The sequence below is a fragment of the Pseudomonas sp. KB-10 genome, assembly GCF_018221585.1.
Taxonomy (GTDB): Bacteria; Pseudomonadota; Gammaproteobacteria; order Pseudomonadales; family Pseudomonadaceae; genus Aquipseudomonas; species Aquipseudomonas yangonensis.
Genome location: NZ_QYYB01000001.1, coordinates 691,037 through 709,773, shown reverse-complemented (window position 1 = coordinate 709,773; position 18,737 = coordinate 691,037). Strand labels below are relative to the sequence as shown.

General features: G+C 63.6%; 19 protein-coding genes. 11 read left to right on the top strand and 8 right to left on the bottom strand.

The window, feature by feature from the left end; genetic code table 11:
* The first annotated feature begins 20 nt into the window (after nt 1–20).
* The 11 genes from phoU (at nt 21) to DXK50_RS03145 (ending at nt 9,491) form a co-directional block, all read left to right on the top strand.
* Nucleotides 21–749, top strand: a complete 729-nt coding sequence (phoU, locus tag DXK50_RS03195) for a phosphate signaling complex protein PhoU (RefSeq protein ID WP_161864107.1) — start codon at nt 21–23, stop codon at nt 747–749.
* A 135-nt stretch (nt 750–884) separates the two neighbouring features.
* Nucleotides 885–1,793, top strand: coding sequence for a response regulator (locus tag DXK50_RS03190; protein ID WP_212629312.1), 909 nt, complete (start codon nt 885–887; stop codon nt 1,791–1,793).
* Between the two features lie 170 nt (nt 1,794–1,963).
* A complete protein-coding gene (locus DXK50_RS03185; protein ID WP_212629311.1) occupies nt 1,964–2,860 on the top strand; it encodes a peptidoglycan DD-metalloendopeptidase family protein in 897 nt (298 codons plus the stop codon).
* A 462-nt stretch (nt 2,861–3,322) separates the two neighbouring features.
* Entirely contained in the window at nt 3,323–4,618 is a 1,296-nt protein-coding gene (gene fliD / locus DXK50_RS03180) for a flagellar filament capping protein FliD (protein WP_212629310.1), read from the top strand.
* Complete coding sequence (gene fliS, locus DXK50_RS03175) at nt 4,618–5,016, top strand: flagellar export chaperone FliS (protein ID WP_106737774.1); 399 nt, start codon at nt 4,618–4,620, stop codon at nt 5,014–5,016. Before fliD ends, fliS begins: the two co-directional genes overlap by 1 nt.
* Nucleotides 5,000–5,317: a hypothetical protein gene (locus DXK50_RS03170; protein ID WP_212629309.1), complete on the top strand. Its 318-nt coding sequence runs from the start codon at nt 5,000–5,002 to the stop codon at nt 5,315–5,317. The genes fliS and DXK50_RS03170 overlap by 17 nt, the downstream gene beginning before the upstream one ends.
* Nucleotides 5,318–5,320: 3 nt before the next feature.
* Nucleotides 5,321–6,400 (top strand): flagellar hook-length control protein FliK, encoded by a 1,080-nt coding sequence (locus DXK50_RS03165; RefSeq protein WP_212629308.1) that lies wholly within the window; start codon nt 5,321–5,323, stop codon nt 6,398–6,400.
* Between the two features lie 26 nt (nt 6,401–6,426).
* On the top strand, nt 6,427–6,903 hold the full coding sequence (locus tag DXK50_RS03160; protein WP_161864101.1) for a flagellar basal body-associated FliL family protein: 477 nt from the start codon (nt 6,427–6,429) through the stop codon (nt 6,901–6,903).
* 41 nt (nt 6,904–6,944) lie between these two features.
* Nucleotides 6,945–7,679 carry a FliA/WhiG family RNA polymerase sigma factor gene (locus tag DXK50_RS03155; RefSeq protein WP_161864100.1) on the top strand — a complete coding sequence of 245 codons (735 nt, stop codon included), beginning with the start codon at nt 6,945–6,947 and terminating at the stop codon, nt 7,677–7,679.
* Between the two features lies 1 nt (nt 7,680).
* Nucleotides 7,681–8,553, top strand: coding sequence for a flagellar motor stator protein MotA (gene motA, locus DXK50_RS03150; protein ID WP_161864099.1), 873 nt, complete (start codon nt 7,681–7,683; stop codon nt 8,551–8,553).
* Nucleotides 8,550–9,491, top strand: coding sequence for a flagellar motor protein MotB (locus tag DXK50_RS03145; RefSeq protein WP_161864098.1), 942 nt, complete (start codon nt 8,550–8,552; stop codon nt 9,489–9,491). Before motA ends, DXK50_RS03145 begins: the two co-directional genes overlap by 4 nt.
* 18 nt (nt 9,492–9,509) lie before the next feature.
* On the opposite strand, the gene DXK50_RS03140 is transcribed toward DXK50_RS03145, so the two are convergent.
* From DXK50_RS03140 to DXK50_RS03105, 8 genes are all read right to left on the bottom strand, one after another.
* Complete coding sequence (locus tag DXK50_RS03140; protein WP_212629307.1) at nt 9,510–9,977, bottom strand: hypothetical protein; 468 nt, start codon at nt 9,975–9,977, stop codon at nt 9,510–9,512.
* The gene (locus DXK50_RS03135) at nt 9,974–10,810 is read right to left on the bottom strand and encodes a winged helix-turn-helix domain-containing protein (RefSeq protein ID WP_212629306.1); all 837 of its coding nucleotides are present in this window, start codon (nt 10,808–10,810) and stop codon (nt 9,974–9,976) included. Before DXK50_RS03135 ends, DXK50_RS03140 begins: the two co-directional genes overlap by 4 nt.
* Before the next feature lie 340 nt (nt 10,811–11,150).
* A complete protein-coding gene (lafA, locus tag DXK50_RS03130) occupies nt 11,151–12,062 on the bottom strand; it encodes a lateral flagellin LafA (RefSeq protein WP_212629305.1) in 912 nt (303 codons plus the stop codon).
* A 139-nt stretch (nt 12,063–12,201) separates the two neighbouring features.
* The gene (lafA, locus tag DXK50_RS03125; RefSeq protein WP_212629304.1) at nt 12,202–13,038 is read right to left on the bottom strand and encodes a lateral flagellin LafA; all 837 of its coding nucleotides are present in this window, start codon (nt 13,036–13,038) and stop codon (nt 12,202–12,204) included.
* 140 nt (nt 13,039–13,178) lie between these two features.
* Entirely contained in the window at nt 13,179–14,018 is an 840-nt protein-coding gene (gene lafA / locus DXK50_RS03120; protein ID WP_212629303.1) for a lateral flagellin LafA, read from the bottom strand.
* Between the two features lie 229 nt (nt 14,019–14,247).
* The gene (locus DXK50_RS03115) at nt 14,248–14,415 is read right to left on the bottom strand and encodes a rubredoxin (protein ID WP_003242223.1); all 168 of its coding nucleotides are present in this window, start codon (nt 14,413–14,415) and stop codon (nt 14,248–14,250) included.
* 133 nt (nt 14,416–14,548) lie between these two features.
* Complete coding sequence (locus tag DXK50_RS03110; RefSeq protein WP_212629302.1) at nt 14,549–16,249, bottom strand: L-lactate permease; 1,701 nt, start codon at nt 16,247–16,249, stop codon at nt 14,549–14,551.
* A 307-nt stretch (nt 16,250–16,556) separates the two neighbouring features.
* Nucleotides 16,557–18,734: a malate synthase G gene (locus DXK50_RS03105; protein ID WP_212629301.1), complete on the bottom strand. Its 2,178-nt coding sequence runs from the start codon at nt 18,732–18,734 to the stop codon at nt 16,557–16,559.
* Nucleotides 18,735–18,737 lie beyond the last annotated feature (3 nt).

Below are 18,737 nucleotides of genomic sequence, written 5' to 3'. Positions count from 1 at the left end.
CAGCTTTCGCGGAGCGAAACATGATCAACAAAGACAACCTTACCCAGCACATCTCCCAGCAATTCAACGCCGAACTGGAAGAAGTGCGCAGCCATCTGCTGGCCATGGGCGGTCTGGTGGAAAAGCAGGTCAACGACGCCGTCACCGCGCTGATCGAGGCCGACTCCGGCCTGGCCCAGCAGGTGCGCGAGATCGATGACCAGATCAATCAGATGGAGCGCAACATCGACGAGGAGTGCGTGCGCATCCTCGCCCGTCGCCAGCCGGCGGCTTCCGACCTGCGCCTGATCATCAGCATCTCCAAGTCGGTGATCGACCTCGAGCGCATCGGCGACGAGTCGACCAAGATCGCCAAGCGCGCCATCCAGCTTTGCGAAGAGGGCGAGTCGCCGCGTGGCTACGTCGAGGTCCGTCATATCGGTGACCAGGTACGCAGAATGGTGCAGGAGGCGCTGGATGCCTTCGCCCGTTTCGACGCCGACCTGGCCCTGTCGGTGGCGCAGTACGACAAGACCGTCGACCGCGAGTACAAGACCGCACTGCGCGAGCTGGTCACCTTCATGATGGAAGATCCGCGTTCGATCTCCCGCGTGCTCAACGTGATCTGGGCGCTACGCTCGCTGGAGCGTATCGGCGATCATGCACGCAACATCGCTGAACTGGTGATCTACCTGGTACGTGGCACCGACGTGCGCCATATCGGCCTGACGCGCATGCGCGAAGAGGTCGAAGGCAAGTCCAAGGGCTGAGGCCGGCTTGATATTGACGGCCCGGGGCTTCCCGGGCCGTTTCGTTTGCGCGATTTGTTGTGCGTCCGGCGTTTTCCGTTGGCCTTAGGCCACTGGCCATGACTATGCTTACTGCCATTCGTACAGGAGTAACCGATGAGCAAAGTCAGTGTGCTGGTGGTGGATGACGCGACCTTTATCCGGGATCTGGTCAAGAAAGGGCTGCGCGATAACTTCCCCGGCGTACAGATCGAGGAAGCGATCAATGGCCGCAAGGCCCAGCAGATGTTGAGCCGCCAGGTGGTCGATCTGATTCTCTGTGACTGGGAAATGCCGGAGATGTCCGGGCTCGAGCTGCTGACCTGGTGCCGCGAGCAGGACAACCTGAAAACCACGCCCTTCATCATGGTCACCAGCCGTGGCGACAAGGAGAACGTGGTGCAGGCGATTCAGGCCGGTGTTTCCGACTACATCGGCAAGCCCTTCTCCAACGAGCAGTTGGTGACCAAGGTGAAGAAGGCGCTGAGCCGTGCCGGCAAGCTGCAGGCCCTGGCCGCCAGCGCTCCGCCGAAGATGCTCAGCACCGGCGGCTTTGCCAACGATTCGCTGGCTGCGCTGACCGGTGGCAAGGCCGAAGTGGTCAAACCCGGTGCGCAGACGCCGGCACCTGCCGCCGCACCTGCGGCAAGCGCTGCGCCAGCGCCCACTGCTGCAAGCAAGGCGCCGGCCGGGCGTGGGCAGGGCCAGCTGCGCCTGCCGACCGGCAGCATGGCCTGCGTGATCAAGGCGCTGAGCCTCAAGGAGGCGCTGCTGGTGGTCAAGCGTACCGAGCAGCTGCCTCAGGTTCTGGAGAGTGCGGTGCTCGACCTGGAGCAGGGCGAGGCGGCGGAAACCGCACGCCTCAACGGCTATCTGCATGCCGTAGCGGCCTTCGAGCCCAAGCCCGACAGTGAATGGCTGCAGCTGACCTTCCGTTTCGTCGACCGTGACCCGCAGAAGCTCGACTATCTGTCACGTTTGATCGCCCGCGGTACGGCGCAGAAGCATTTCACCCCAGGCGCCTGATGCAGGCGCCGGCAACCGTCGCGGACGTTTCCATGCGTACGGCTGTGGCCATCAGCCGACCAATGGCGGTGCGCCGGTTCACAGCCTGACGGTCGGTGTCTCGCGCCGCTCATGCGGCGCTGCTAGTCTTGCTAACCCGGATATCAAAAAGCCATAAGATCCGAATCGTTATGCTAGGGCGTTTGATCATTTTCTGCAGTCTGCTGGTCCTCTGCGGCCAGGCCGCTGCCTTGACCATCTACAAGTACGTCGACAAGAACGGCGTGGTGACCTACAGCGACCAGGCCGCGCCTGGCGCGCAGGTGTTCGTGTTCAACGATCGCATGGTCGAGCGTCTGGACAACCAGGTAAAGCTGGAAACCCGGAAGCACGAAGCTGGTGAAACCCTGCTGGTTCGCAACGACCTCTATGCCCCGGTGGAAATCGAGTTGAAACTGGAGCAGGTGCAGAACGCCATCGGTGCGCCGGACAAGCCGATTCGCTGGGTGCTGCCGCCGCGCAGCAATATCCGTCTGGCCACTCTCACCGCGCAGGATGCATCCAAACCGCTGCGCTACAAGCCGAAGCTGCGTTATGCCCTAGGCGATCCACGGCTGCAGCCGAGTGTTCATCGTTACCCGCTGCCGTGGCGCGGCGGTCCCTTCCGCCAGACTCAGGGCGCCAACGGCACTTACAGCCATTTCACGGCCAAGGGCCGCTACGCGGTGGATATCGCCATGCCCGAGGGTACGCCCATCGTCGCAGCGCGCGGTGGCGTGGTAGTGAAGACCGAGAACCAGCAGAGCGGCCGTGGCAACAACCCGGCCGGCAACTTCGTGCGCATCCTGCATGACGACGGCACCATGGGCGTCTACCTGCACCTGATGAAAGGCTCGGTCAGCGTGCGCGAAGGCCAGCGCGTGGAAACCGGCAGCCTGCTGGCGCGCTCCGGCAACACCGGCAACAGCACCGGCCCGCATCTGCACTTCGTGGTGCAGCGCAACGTCGGTCTGGCCGTCGAATCCATCCCCTTCAACTTCCGTCAGCCGGTCAACAGCCTGCCCAATTTCGCCGTCGGTGGCGAGTAAGCGGCACGTGTTGGAAGGCTTTAGCTGCGCTTGCCCAAGTCGCGGCTGAAGCCCTCCCGCGGTTCGATGCAGTCTTCCCTGCCCCCTGATTGCGTAGGAGCGGAGTTATCCGCGAGCGGGATTTGCCGTGTCGTGCGCCGTATCGCGGCTGAAGCCGCTCCTCCAGGTCGCGGCTGGAGCTCCTCCCTCGATGCCGCCCTGCGCCTCGCGGCATCTCTGGCCAGGCCATTACTGCACTGATTTCCCGCCTTTCACTTAAGCCAGGGCGCTGCTGTGTCGCCTGTGTAAGAAGCACGTCCGCCTCCTGCGCGACGCAGGCGGAAGCAGGCCTTCCGCTCGTCGTTCGTTGCCCTGTGAGCGGAAAGGATCTTTCACCTGGCGGTTAGCTTAAAGCCTTTAATATCAATGGCTTAGTTTGTTGGCACCGCTATTGCTATCACTCAGGAAAACGGGTGTCCGACTATGGCTATCGATTCAGATTACGTTCAAAGCATGGCGACCCAACTGGCCCAGTACGAAGTTCAGGGCCAGTTGGCCAAGGCCAATCGCAACCAGGCAGCATACAAGGCGCAGCTCAGTGCCCTGACGACCCTGGATACCGCGCTGAAAACCTTCAAGAGCGCCGCCAGCGGCCTGAAGCTGGCGGGTAGCAGCATGCTGGTCAACAGCGCCAGCTTCAGCCAGGAGGGTTACGCCAGCGCTACGGTGGGCAGCAAGGCGGTGGCCGGTAGTTACGATTTCTTCGTCCAGCAACTGGCCAGCAAGAGCCAGGTTGCCCTGCAGGGGTTGCAGGACGGAAACCTCGGTAGCGGCAACCTGACCATCGGCCAGGGCAGCGGCTCGTTCAGCATCGATCTCGGCACCGTCGCGACCCTCGACGAACTGGCCAAGGCCATCAACGCCGCCGCCGATAACGAGGGGGTGAAGGCTACACTGGTGCGCAGCAACGGTCAGGTCAACCTGGTACTGACCAGCGAGAAGACCGGTGCCGACCAGGCTATCAGCCTGAGTGCCAGCGGCAATGCCGCATTCGAGGGGGCGGTGGCGGGGCGTCAGGAATTGTCCGCAGCCAAGGATGCCATCGTGCGTCTGGGTGGCGAGAGTGGCATCGAGCTGACCAGCACCAGCAACACCTTCGACAACCTCATCGACGGCGTCAGCCTGACCTTCAACAAGGCGCACAAGAGCGGTGATGCACCGCTGACCATGGAAGTCGGCCAGGATCAGAAAGCCACCAAGGAAAAGGCGCAGACCTTCGTCAATGCCTTCAACGCGCTGATGACCAGTTTCGACTCGCTCACCGCCAGCGGCGGCGAGAGCGGCGGTCGTGGGGTTCTGGCCGGTGATGCCAGCGTGCGTGCCATCGAGGGCATGCTCAATCAGTTGGTGCGCACCTCGTTCGGTGGTGTGAGCCTCACCGAGTTCGGCATCGCCGCCGACCGCAACGGCAAGCTGACCATCGACAACGCGCGCTTCGAGAAGGCCGTGGCGGCCAACCCGGAAGGCTTCGAGAAGCTGTTCACCGACAAGGGCAACCTGCTCGACACGCTGGACAAGAACCTCGCGGCCTACACCAGTAGCGCCAGTGGTCTGCTGACCGACCGCAAGGACAACCTCAATACCCAACTGCGCCGTGTCGATCAGCAGTTCGACAGCATCCAGAAGCAGTACGACTCCTACTACGCCCGCTATCTCCGCCAGTACACCGGTCTCATGCAGACCATGGCGGCGATGGAGCAGACCTACGGAATGTTCTGATGAGTGCCTACAACCTCAACGAAAGTTACGACAGCTATCGCACCGTGGATCTCGAGGCGCGCGCTGCCGCCGCCTCGCCTTACGAACTGGTGCTGGTGCTGTTCGACGGCCTGCTCGACGAGCTGGCCCGCGCCCGTGGCCATATCGAGGCCAAGCGTTACCAGCAGAAGGGTCAGTCGCTGGAGAAATGCCTGAACATCCTCAACGGTCTCAACGGCGCCCTCGATTACGAGAACGGTGGCGAGCTGGTACAGGGCCTGGCGCGGCTCTATGACTACTGCATCTACCGCCTCTCCGACGTCAGCGTCAGCCTGTCGCTGGAAGGCCTGGATGAAGTGGTCGGCCTGCTCGGCGTCCTGCGTGAAGGCTGGGAAGGCGTGAATGCAACGCGCAAGTGAACTGCGCGCGCTGCAGCAGTTGCATGCCCAGCTGGCGCAAGCGCTGGAGCAGGGCGACTGGACGCGAATCGGCGAGATCGACTCGCGGATCCGCACCTGTCTGCAATTGCTGGCCGGGCTGCCGAGCCTGAGCGATGAAGTGCGCGAGGCCAGGGAGCATCTGCGCCAGTTGCATGGGCAGGCGCGTATCGCCTGCGCCGAGGAATGCGAGCGGGTGCGCCGGCAGTTGCTGACGCATCTGGAATACGCCGAAGGACGCAGTGCCTACATGCGTGTCGATCTGTATCAAGCCGGGAGATAAAGGGTGCTGCAACCGATCAATGCCAACGCTCGGGTCAGCCCGAGTGGCTCCGCCGAGCACACGCTGCCGTCGGGCTTCGCCCAGGCCGGCCGTGCGGGTGATGCGGCTCGGCCGTTCGATCAGCAGATGGCCGTGCAGGGTTTCGCTGCTGCTGGCGCGCAAGCGGTGCACGCCGCGAGCGTGACGCCCGAAGCCATCCACCTCAGCGAAGCGGATGCCGAGCAATGGCTGGCCGGCATGCTCGGTCAGCAGGCGGTGCGTATCGAGGCGCGCGAAGCGCCGGAACCGGTGCAGGAAGAGCAGGTGCTGGACGAGGAGGCCGAGCAGCCCGCAGTGTTGCCTGCCGCGTTCCTCGACCAGGCGCAGGCGCAGGTGCAGCCGCGTCAGCAGCCGCTGGGGGATACCTCGCGCGCTGCCAGTGCTGCAGCGCTCGGCCAGCCACCAGCAGCAGTGGCGGAGCCAGTGGCAGTGCCCAGGCCGCTGATGACGGCCGAGGTGGGGGCCCAGACCGCCTCGCCACTGGCGATGGACGAAGGCATCGAGCTGAAGGTGTTGGAGCGTCTCCCGAGCAGCACGGACAGCGACAGGGCCGCGCCTGGCAGCGCTGCAGCTAACCTGGCTGCGCCTGCGCCAGCAGTGGCCGAGCGGCCGCTCAAGCTGCACGCGCCCCAGGCTCAGTGGGGCGAGCAGATGCTGGCCAGCCTGCGTGAACACGTCGACCTGCAGATCAATCAGCGTATTCAGAACGCCACCATCCGCCTCGATCCGCCGGAGCTGGGCAGCCTGGAAATCTTCCTCAGCCACGAGTCCGGCCGCCTCAGCGTGCAACTGTCCGCGGCCAATGCCGACGTGGCGCGCCTGCTGCAGCAGACCAGCGAGCGTCTGCGTCAGGAGCTGGTGGGGCAGAACTTCGTGCAGGTCAACGTACAGGTTTCCGCCGATGCGCAGGGCGGGCGCCAGCAGCAACAGGCGCAGGCTCAGGCCTGGCTTGCCGAGGACGCTGTGGCCGCAGCCGCGGTGCTGCCGAGCGGTGGCGAGCGTAGCGCCACGGAGTCGGCCAGCGATGTGCTGGTCACCGTTTAATTTTCGTTAATGAATCGAGAGTAGTCATGACAATGCCGCGCATCCTCCTGCTGCTGGTTATCTTCAACACCCTGGTGGTGATCGGCGGCAGCATCTTCAACTACGCCACGCTCAAGTCGATGCAGACCGGCCAGACCGTGCTCGGCATTTCCGCTGGCGCTGGCGGCAGCGAAGCTGAGGAGGCCAAGAGCGAATACCGCTTCTTTCCCATCGAGAAAGTGATCGTCAGCCTGCAGGGTGAGACCCGCGAACATTATTTCGTTCTCGACCTGGTGTTGCAGGCGGACGTGGAAACCGATCCGAAGAAGCTCGAGCAGATCGATCCCATGGTGCGCAATTCGGTGGTCGCGCATCTGTCCTCGATGAGCTTCGAGAAGCTGCGCGGCATGCCCATTCCCGAACTGCAGGGCACCCTCGAGCGGGTGCTGTCCGATGATTTTGCCAGCAAGAAACTGGCGATGCCCTTCGCCAACGTGCTGGTCAGCAAGCTGATCGTCCAGTAGGGCGCAGCACGCGACTGCGCCGGAACCGGAGCCGAGTATTCATGAACGCCAACTGCGCCATCGACTACAGCTATGCCGCCGAACAGGGTGGTGCCGCGCTGTTCGCCCCGGGGGCCGAGCAGAAGTGGCTGTTGCAGTACCTGCCGCTGGTCAAGCGCATCGTCAGCCAGCTGGCGCTGCAGGCCAACCAGGTGCTCGACCGCGAGGACATGGAGCAGATCGGTCTGATGGGGCTGCTCGAGTGCCTGCGCCGCTACGGCACCCCGGATGAGCAGTTCGGGCGTTTCGCCGCATTGCGCATTCGCGGTGCGATTCTCGATGAGCTGCGTCGTCAGGACTGGCGACCGCGCCAGGTGCGTCAGCAGACGCACAGGGTTCGCGATGCCATCCGCCAGCTGGCGCGGCAGCTGGGCCGCGTGCCGCAGGAGCAGGAGATTCTCGAGGCGGCCGGGATCAGCGCCAAGGATTATCAGGAGTTTCTCCAGGCCGACGCCTGCGAAGCGATCGAAAGCCTCGATGAGCTGCTGCAGAACGGCCACGAGGGGTTTGCCTGTGGCGGCAGTGCGGTCGAGGAACGCGTGCTCAAGGAGCGTTTGCTGACCCAGGCGCTGAGTCAGCTCAGCGAACGCGAGCGGCTGGTGCTGACCCTTTACTACCAACACGAGCTGAGCCTAAAGGAAATCGCCCTGGTGCTGGAGCTGAGCGACGCTCGCGTCTGCCAGCTGAGCAAGCAGGCGATCGCCAAGGCCAGCCGTTACCTGAACGAGAGAGGCTAGGGTGCAGAAGTTATTAGGTGCATTGATCATCGTCGCCTGCGTGCTCGGTGGCTACGTCATGGCCCATGGCGAGCTGGCCATGCTGTGGCAGCCGGCCGAGGTGATCATCATCGTCGGTGCCGGTTTCGGCGCGCTGGTGGTGGCCAACCCCAAGGACGTGCTGCTGGAAATGCTGCACCAGATCAAGGGTGTGTTCGTCTACAAGAAGCGCGGCGAGGAGTTCCAGCGCCAGTTGCTGATGATGCTCTACGAACTGCTGGAGATGGTCGACGTCGGTGGCCTCAAGGTGCTCGACGCGCATATCGAAGAGCCGGAGCAGAGTGACCTGTTCGGCAAGTACCCGCTGATCCGTCAGGAAAAGAACCTGATGGCCTTCATTGCCGACAACTTCCGTCTGATGGCCATGGGCAAGATCAGTGCACACGAACTGGAAGGCTTCCTTGAGCAGGAGCTGGAGGCCATGGAGCACGTGCTGATGCAGCCTTCGCGCTCGCTGCACAAGATCGGCGAGGCGATGCCGGGCTTCGGCATCCTCGCGGCGATCCTCGGCATCGTCATCACCATGGGCAATATCGGCGGTTCGGTCGCCGAGATCGGCGCCCACGTGGCGGCGGCGCTGGTCGGCACCTTCCTCGGCATCTTCATGTGCTATTGCGTGATGGAGCCGTTGTCGAGCGCCATGGGCCAGCGCATCAAGACCGAGATGTCGGCGCTCGAGTGCGTGCGTACCACCCTGGTCGCCCACGTCGCCGGCAAGCCCACGCTGCTGGCGGTGGATGCCGGGCGCAAGCTGATCGAACAGGACGTCAAACCGGCGTTCAAGCAGCTGGAAATCTGGGTCAACCGTTACGAAGATGAAAGGGACGCCGCATGAAACCACGCGGCGGTGACGGCCACGAGATCATCATCAAGCGGCGTGGCAAGAAGGGCGGCCACGACGAGCATGGCGGTGCCTGGAAGGTGGCCTTCGCCGATTTCACCATGGCCATGATGGCGCTGTTCATGGTGCTGTGGATCATCCAGCCGCAGACCCAGGACGCCAGCCGCGCCAACGCCGACATGCTGAACAATCCTCTGGTCGATGGCGGCGCCGGTATCTTCGACGGCACCAGCACCACGCCGCTGGAACTCGATGGCGTGCCGGTGCAGGTCGCCCCGCGCCGTGACCCGGAAAACCGCGCGCGTACGCCGCAGGAAGACCCCGGTGCGGCCCTTGGCGAGGGTCAGCCCGGCGAGCCGCGTCGCCCGCACTTCAGCGAGTCGACACAGATGCAGGAGCTGGCCGCGTTGATGAAGGAACTGGCACTGCAACTCGACGCCGAGGCCAATATCGAAGTGCAGGTGGTGCCTCAGGGCCTGCGTATCCTGATCAAGGACGACGCGCAGCGGTTCATGTTCAACCGCGGCAGTTCCCACCTGAATGCGCATTTCGAAACCCTGCTGCAGCGCCTGGCCGGCATTCTCGGGCGAGTCGACAACCACCTGATCATCAGCGGGCACACCGACTCCATGCCCTATCGCGGCGTAGTCGGCGGTTACAACAACTGGAACCTCTCCGGCGACCGCGCACTACGCGCGCGCAACGTGCTGGTCGAGGCCGGTCTGCCGAGCGGCAACGTGTTGCAGGTGGCGGCCCAGGCCGACCGCATGCCGCTGCTGCCGGGCGATACGCAGAACGGCGCCAATAGACGTATCGAGCTACTGTTGCTGACCAGCCAGGCCGAAGGCCTGTATCGCGAGCTGTTCGGCGAGGCTCAGGTGCGTGCCGAGGTTCGCGCCGAAGGCGTCCAGCTCAGTCTGCCGGAGTCCTGAGCGATGGCGCGTTCCGCCTTACGGATTGCGGGCCTGGCAGTACACCTGCCGGGTTTCCAGCGCATAGAGGCAGCCATCGACGCTGGTCAGGCGAATGGTCGATCCCTTGTGTCGGCCGTAGAGCAGATTGAACACCAGCTCGTCATCGATTTCACTGGCCAGCCCGGTGACCTGGCCGTCTTCGACACGCAATCGATAATTGCCGAGGAAGCCATAGTCCACCACGCCCGAGGTTTCCAGAATGCTGTCGCCCTGCCGGGTCATGGCGTAGAAGCGACCGTTGCTGACCCGCAGGCTGTGGCTGATGTCCAGCACCTGCCCGTTGCTCAGCTGCACCTGGCCGGTGGACTGGTAGCGTCCGTCGAGTTCGCTGCTGGAGATGAAGCTCGCCCACATGGCCAGCATACCCAGCAGCATGGCCAGGGCCGTAGCGACCATGCACAGCAACCAAACACCGCTGATGCCGCGCTCTCTGGCCAGGCTCATGGCAGGCACCTGCGTAGCTGGGCGTCGGCCACCTGACTCAGCTGGCTTTCGTGCAGCATCAGCGAACGTGCGTCGCCGCTGGGCTGCAGACACAGCAGTTCATAAAAGCCGCCATGCAGACGCAGCACCAGGGTCGCAGGCTTGCTGGCCAGTAGCGCAAGTTGGCTGGTCAGGCCGTGAGTCTGCAAAATCAGCTGCTGCAGGCGTTGCGAGTCCTGATCGATGTAGTGCACGTGCAGCGAGCCGAGATTCATTTCGCTGCTGTGCAGGTCCTTGGGTTGGCTGATCTGGTACAGCGCCGTGAACAAGATAATCCCGGCGATACCGAAAACGCTCAGCAGAATCAGCCAGGATGCGCGCTGCCGACTGTGGCGACGCAAAAAGGCGGACGGCGGCGCCGGTGTATCCGCCGGTTCGCTGACTGCGCCGATATCGTCGATGCTCGGTGGGTAGACCAGGTAGTTGGGGTTGAGCAGATAGCCGCGGCGCGGCAGAGTCTGGATGATTTCCCTGCTCTTCTCATCGCCCAATATCTGGCGCAGGGTGTAGATCTGCTGATTGAGGCTGCCCTGCCCGACCACCCGATCGGCCCAGGCATGATTCATCAGCTCGTCGCGTGACACCACCTCGCCGGGCTCCTGCAGCAGGCGTTCGAGCAGACGGCTACCGGAATAGCCCAGGTCGATCTTCTCCTCGATGCCACTTTTGACCAGGGTCAGCTGATACAGCGCCGGGTAGAAGTGTGCATAGCAATCACTGCGCCCGGTCCTGATGATCAGGCAGGCAATCGTGCTTCCCGGCTCGGCGAGCGGCGTTTCGGAGCTGGAATTCATGCGTTCCTTGAGGCGAGCGGTGCTTCCGACTGGAAAGTCCGGACGATAAATGGGTCGGCATTCTGGCGTCAGGAAAATGCGGTGGCAAGTCTTGTGCCACAGCCTGATTGCAGTTGTAGGACAACGAGTAAACTCGTTCAAGGCTGATAGCAGCCACGCAGCCAATTAAATGGGCACGATCAACGAGAATCGGGAAAGTGATTCGATCATGCCGAACCACCGTCACGGATGATCGATTGGCGCGAGATCTGGCGATGGTCCGAGCGACCATGCAGAACGCCCCGCGAGAGCGGGGCGTCGGATGAAGTGGCGCGATCCATCGCGCCTGGATGATGCGGGATCAGCCCAGCAGGGACATGACCATGCCCGGCATCTGGCCGGCCTGCTTGAGCATGGAGATGCCGGACTGCATCAGCATGCTGTTCTTGGTCATGTTGGCGCTTTCCTTGGCGAAGTCGGCGTCCATGATGCGGCCCTTGGCCATGTCGGTGTTGTCCTTCATGTTGGCCAGGTTGTTGGCGGTGTGGTTCAGGCGGTTGATGTTGGCACCGAAACTGGCACGCAACGCACCGATGTCGTCCAGCGCGTCGCTCAGGGTGTCGATCATCGCGTTGGCGGTGGCGTTGGTGGCGGTCGTCGGATCCTGAGTGCTGGCCAGTTCGGTACCCGGGGTGCCGGCGGTGGTATAGGTATCGGAAATCGCTGCCAGCGAGGTGCCCAGTGCGGTCAGCTTGGCGCCGACGTCCAGTTCCAGGGTCTCGGCGGAGCTGGAGCCGATCTGGAAGTTCACCGCATCGGACAGCTTGCCGTTGGAACCGTCGACGGTGGTGCCGTTACTGAACAGATTCTCGCCAGCGTACTTGGTGTTCTTGACGATGTTGGCCATTTCCTTGCCGAGTTCGTCGTACTCGTTCTGCAGAGCGATCAGGTCGGCACCGCTGTTGGTGGCGTTGGAGGCCTGGGTAGCGAGGTCCTTCATGCGCTGAACGATGTCGGTCATCTCGCTGAACGCACCTTCGGCGGTTTGCAGCAGGGAGATGGCATCGCCGGTGTTGCGCATGGCCACGTCCATGCCGCGCGACTGGGCGTTCAGGCGGGTGGCGATCTGCAGGCCGGCGGCATCGTCGGCGGCGCTGTTGATGCGCAGGCCGGTGCCCAGGCGCTGCTGGTTGGTGCCCAGGGCGTTGTTGGTCTTGCCCAGGTTGGTCTGGGTTACCAGCGAGGAGTAGTTGGTATGAATCGAGAGAGCCATGATCGTAATCCTTCGTGCGTGAACGCCTGGAAGCGGTGCTGTAGGTACAGGGCGACCGTTTTCTCGAATGCCTTAAGGGCGCTGGCGTTCAATCGTGAAATGGGGGCGGCGCAGTCCCTTGCGCCTGGATGACGTGGGATCAGCCCAGCAGGGACATGACCATGCCCGGCATCTGGCCGGCTTGCTTGAGCATGGAGATGCCGGACTGCATCAGCATGCTGTTCTTGGTCATGTTGGCGCTTTCCTTGGCGAAGTCGGCATCCATGATGCGGCCCTTGGCCATGTCGGTGTTGTCCTTCATGTTGGCCAGGTTGTTGGCGGTGTGGTTCAGGCGGTTGATGTTGGCACCGAAGCTGGCACGCATCGCGCCGACATCGTCCAGCGCGCCCTCCAGCGCGGTCATCGCCGCACCGGCGTTGGCTGCAGTGTCGAGGGTCAGGGCGGCCACGTCGGTATTGAGCGTGGTGTCCAGGGTGCCCAGATCGGTGCTGACGTCGAAACTCAGGGTTTCTGCCGAGCTGGAGCCGATCTGGAAGCTGACCGCGTCGGCGAGCTTGCCGGTGAACAGGTTTTCGCCCGCGTATTTGGTGTTGTTGAAGATGTTGGTGATTTCTTTTGCCAACTCGTCGAATTCCGACTGCAGGGAGGTGCGGTCGTCAGCGGAGTTGGTGTCGTTCGCTGCCTGGGTGGCCAGATCCTTCATGCGCTGCAGGATGTCGGTGGTTTCGTTGAACGCACCTTCGGCGGTTTGCAGCAGAGAGATGGCATCGCCGGTGTTGCGCATGGCCACGTCCATGCCGCGCGATTGGGCGTTCAGGCGGGTAGCGATCTGCAGGCCGGCGGCGTCGTCGGCGGCGCTGTTGATACGCAGGCCGGTGCCCAGGCGCTGCTGGTTGGTGCCCAGGGCGTTGTTGGTCTTGCCCAGGTTGGTCTGGGTCACCAGCGAGGAGTAGTTGGTATGAATCGAGAGAGCCATGATCGTAATCCTTCGTGCGTGAACGCCTGGAAGCGGTGCTATAGGAACAGGGCGACCGTTTTCACAAGTGCCTTAAGGGGCGATGGCGTTCAATCGTGAAATGGGGGTGGCGCAATCCGTTGCGCCTGGAAAGCCTGTGATCAGCCCAGCAGGGACATGACCATGCCCGGCATCTGGCCGGCTTGCTTGAGCATGGAGATGCCGGACTGCATCAGCATGCTGTTCTTGGTCATGTTGGCGCTTTCCTTGGCGAAGTCGGCGTCCATGATGCGACCCTTGGCCATGTCGGTGTTGTCCTTCATGTTGGCCAGGTTGTTGGCGGTGTGATTCAGGCGGTTGATGTTGGCGCCCAACTGCGAACGCAGGGTGCCTACGGCGTCCAGAGCGGTTTCCAGCTCGTCCATCGCGCCGCCGGCATTGGCCGCGGTGTCGAGGGTCTCGGCCTTGATGGTGGTGATCGCGCCGGTGACGGCGGTCAGGTTGGCGGCGGCATTGAACGACAGGGTTTCGGCGCTGCTGGAGCCGATCTGGAAGGTCATAGCCCCGGTCAGCTTGCCACCAGCCGCGAACAGGGCTTCGCCAGCGTACTTGGTGTTGCTGATGATGTTGGTCAGTTCGTTGCCCAGCTCGTCGTACTCGGCCTTCAGCGAGGTACGGTCGTCGTCGCTGTTGGTGTCGTTCGCCGCCTGGGTGGCCAGATCCTTCATGCGCTGCATGATGTCGGTCATCTCGCTGAAGGCGCCTTCGGCAGTCTGCAGCAGGGAGATGGAGTCGCCGGTGTTGCGCATGGCCACGTCCATGCCGCGCGACTGAGCGTTGAGGCGGGTGGCGATCTGCAGGCCGGCGGCGTCGTCGGCGGCGCTGTTGATACGCAGGCCGGTGCCAAGGCGCTGCTGGTTGGTGCCCAGGGCGTTATTGGTTTTGCCCAGGTTGGTCTGAGTGATCAGTGAGGAATAGTTGGTGTGAATCGACAAGGCCATGATCGTAATCCTTCGTGCGGTAAGCGCGGAATGAAGCTGGCTGTGATTGCCTGCTGTACCTGAAGGGCGACCGGCTTTTGGCGCGGATTAAATGACGCGAGTGTTTTTCCTGCACTGCGGTGGAGCTTCACATTGGCCGGCCGTTGAAGAGCCGGGCGCGGCGGCCGGGGCGATGCAGAAATGAAAACGGCGACCCGAAGGTCGCCGTTGTCGTGTGGCCAGGGCCGAATCAGCCGATTTCGATCATCTCGAAATCCATCTTGCCGACGCCGCAGTCGGGGCACAGCCAGTCTTCCGGCACGTCTTCCCAGCGGGTGCCGGGGGCGATGCCGTCGTCCGGCCAGCCCTGGCTCTCGTCGTAAATCAGTCCACAGACCACGCATTGCCACTTCTTCATATCGACCTCGGGTGAATCTCACGGTGCCGGCAAGCTACCGCAATTGCGCGGATGCGCCAAGCCGGCCGGTGGCAATCGCCGCCGGCCGGTGGCCAACCAAAGTCGGGTCGTGCAGTGCACGGCCCGCCTGGCCTCAGCGAGCGACCATCAGAGGATCGCTCAGCCCCAAGCCGTACATCGCGATCAGCGCGATCACGCCGGCTACGGCCAGGTAATACAGCGTCGGCAGAATGGTCTTGCGCAGGGTGATGCCCTCGCGCCCAAGCAGCCCGACGGTCGCCGAGGCCGCCACCACATTGTGGATGGCGATCATGTTGCCCGCCGCTGCGCCGACCGACTGCAGTGCCACCATCATCGCCCCGGACACGCCGAGCAGCTGCGCCGCGTTGAACTGGAACTGCGACAGCATCAGGTTGGAGACGGTATTGGAGCCGGCGATAAAGGCGCCGAGACCGCCCACGGCCGGGGCGAAGAAGGGGTAAATGCCACCGACGCTGTCGGCCACCAGCTGCGCCATGGCCACCGGCATCGACACCAGGTCGCTGCCATTGACCCCGGAGTTGATCAGGATACGCACCATGGGGATGGTGAAGATCAGCACGAAGCCGGCCCCGAGCAGGGTCTTGCTCGACTCGCCCATTGCCGCCTTGAGCTCGGAGAAGCGCATGCGATGCAGGAAGAAGGTCACCAGCACCACCATGCACAGGATGCCCCCTGGCAGGTACAGCGGCTCGATGGTGCCGGACACACCGGTCTCGCCGAGGATGTCCTTCCAGCCGAAGGTAAAGCTCATCAGCGCCGCTTTCACCTCGGGGAAGGTGCGCGAGATCACCAGGAACACCGCCAGCAGCAGATAGGGCGCCCAGGCCATGGGCACCGAGATCGGCGCCTTGCCGGCCACGTCTTCCAGTTTCATTTCGATCTTGCCCATCCAGTCGGACGGCCAATCCTTGGGATCGGCGAAGTCCCAGGTCTCCTTCGGCAGCAGGAAGCCGGCCTTGGCCGCCGGCACCACGATGGCCAGGCCGACCAGGGCGCCGATCATCGAGGGAAATTCCGGGCCTAGGAACACGCCGGCCGCCATGTACGGCAGGGAGAAGGCGAAGGCGGTGAAGATGGCGAACGGCGCGATGGCCAGGCCTTCCTTCCAGCTCTGATTGCGGCCGAAGAAGCGCGTCATGATCATCACCATGATCAGCGGCATCAGCAGGCCGATCAGGCCGTGGGTGATGGCCACGCGCGAATAGATCAGGTGGAAGAAGGTTTCCCAGCTGCTGCCGGTGGCCACCAGTTGCTCGGTGATGCCGGTCTTGTCCAGGCCGGCGCCGACGCCCACCAGAATCGGCGTACCCACCGCCCCGAAGGACACCGGCGTGGATTGCACCATCATCCCCAGTACCACCGCGGCCAGGGCCGGGAAGCCCAGGGCCACCAGCAGTGGCGCGGCGACCGCGGCCGGAGTACCGAAACCGGAGGCACCCTCGATGAAGCAGCCGAACAGCCAGGCGACGATTAGCGCCTGCACGCGGCGATCCGGGCTGATGTTGGAGAAGCCCCGACGAATCGCCGCGATGCCGCCGGAGTGCTTGAGCGTGTTGAGCAGCAGGATCGCGCCGAAGATGATCCACAGGATTGCGGCGGTGAGGATCAGCCCCTGCAGGCTGGAGGCGATGACCCGGTTGAGGGACATGTCCCAGGCCAGCAGGCCGATTAGAGCAGTGAGGACGAACACCAGCGGCATCGCGTACTTGGCCGGCCAGCGAAAGCCGATCAGCAGTACACCCGCCAGCACCAGAGGCACGAAGGCCAGGATGGACAGCAGCGTTTGACTCATGGGTTGGTTCCTTCTTTTTCTTGTGAACCACAGTTTTCCGGGGGTACCCGGCGCCACGCATCTGGAAGGACGGGCACTACGGCACCGGCCTTTCCGCGAGCCGCGACGGCAGGGATCACCCATCGCCGCGCTCATGCTCGAAAGCCCCGACGGTCAGAAACCGTCAGGGCTTGTTACTGCTCCGTGGAAGTCATATCCACGGTTGTGAACCCGCTTGTGTAGGAGCCCCGCCCCGGGGCGAAGCTTTTCTGGTCAACGCCGCAGAGCTTCGCGGCGGGTCGCCGCTCCTACATCTATGCTGTGATGCTCAGGCCTCCTCTTTGAAGCGCAGCCGCCAGGCATGCAGCAGCGGCTCGGTATAGCCGGACGGCTGCTCGCGGCCCTTGAACACCAGATCACTGGCGGCGCGGAAGGCATGGGACTGCTCGAAGTTAGGCGCCATCGGCCGGTAGGCCGGATCGCCGGCATTCTGTCCGTCCACCACCTGCGCCATGCGCTGCAGCGTCTCGCGCACCTGGGCCTCGCTGACCACACCGTGGTGCAGCCAGTTGGCGATATGCTGAGCCGAAATGCGCAGGGTGGCGCGGTCTTCCATCAGACCGACGTTGTGGATATCCGGCACCTTGGAGCAGCCGACGCCCTGCTCGACCCAGCGCACCACGTAACCGAGGATGCCCTGGCAGTTGTTGTCCAGCTCCTGCTGAATATCGCTGGCGCTCCACGGCCGTTCGGCGCTGACCGGCACGCTGAGCAAGTCATTGAGCAGGCTGTCGTGCTGGCTGGCCAGGTCGATCAGTTCCAGCTCGCTCTGCACCGCCTGCACGTCGATCTGGTGATAGTGCAGGGCGTGCAGCACGGCGGCAGTCGGCGACGGCACCCAGGCGGTGTTGGCGCCGGCTTTCGGGTGGCCGATCTTCTGTTCGAGCATGGCCGCCATCAGATCCGGCATGGCCCACATGCCCTTGCCGATCTGCGCCTTGCCGCGCAGGCCACAGGCCAGGCCGACCAGCACGTTGTTACGCTCGTAGGCCTGGATCCAGGCGCTGGATTTCATGTCGCCCTTGCGCAGCATCGCGCCGGCTTCCATGGCCGTATGCATCTCGTCGCCGGTGCGGTCGAGAAAGCCGGTGTTGATGAAGGCAACACGCGCGCTGGCCGCCTCGATGCAGGCCTTGAGGTTGACGCTGGTGCGCCGCTCTTCATCCATGATGCCCATCTTCAAGGTATTGGCCGGCATGCCCAGCAGCTGCTCGACGCGACCGAACAGTTCGTTGGCGAAGGCTACTTCGAACGGCCCGTGCATCTTGGGTTTGACGATATAGACGCTGCCGGTGCGCGAGTTGCCGCGACGCTTGAGATCATGCAGGGCGATCAGGCTGGTCACCACCGCATCGAGGATGCCCTCGGGAATCTCCTGGCCTTCGCCATCGAGGATCGCCGGGTTGCTCATCAGGTGGCCGACGTTGCGGATGAACAGCAGCGAGCGGCCGTGCAGGGTCAGTTCGCTGCCGGCGGCGGCAGTGTAGACGCGATCGGCGTTGAGGCGGCGAGTGATGCGCTTGCCGCCTTTTTCCAGCTCCTCGGCCAGGTCACCCTTCATCAGGCCCAGCCAGTTGCGGTAGACCACCACCTTGTCGGCGGCATCGACGGCGGCCACCGAGTCTTCGCAGTCCATGATGGTCGACAGCGCCGCTTCCATCAGCACGTCCTTCACACCGGCGGCGTCGGTGCGGCCGATGGGGCTATTGGCATCAATCTGGATCTCGAAGTGCAGGCCATTGTTCTTCAGCAGCACGGCGCTCGGCGTGGCAGCCTCGCCCTGGAAACCGACGAACTTCTCAGGCTGCGCCAGCGAGGTCTGCGCGCCGCTGCTCAGGGTCACCTGCAGCTGGCCGGCGACCACGGCATAGGCACTGGCGTCGGCGTGCGAGCCCTGGGCCAGCGGCGCGGCCTGGTCGAGGAAGGCGCGGGCGAAGGCGATCACCTTGGCGCCGCGTACTTCGTTATAGCCCGGCCCCTTGCTGGCGCCGCCCTCTTCGCTGATCGCATCGGTGCCGTACAGGGCGTCGTACAGCGAGCCCCAGCGGGCATTGGCGGCGTTGAGTGCATAACGTGCGTTCATCACCGGCACTACCAGTTGCGGGCCGGCCTGGGTGGCGATCTCGCTGTCGACGTTGGCGGTGGTCGCCTTGACCTTCTCCGGCTGCGGCAGCAGATAGCCGATGGAGCCGAGGAAGGCGCGGTAGGCGCTCATGTCGGTGATCGGCCCGGGATGGGCGCGATGCCAGGTATCCAGCTCGCTCTGCAGGCGGTCACGCTCGGCCAGCAGGGCGCGGTTGCGCGGCGCCAGGTCGTGCACCAGCGCATCGAAACCGCTCCAGAAGGCCGCCGCCTCGATACCGCTGCCGGGCAGCACTTCGCTTTCGATGAATTGCTTGAGCTCGGCCGCTACCTGCAGACGCTGACATTGCACGCGTTCGATCATTTT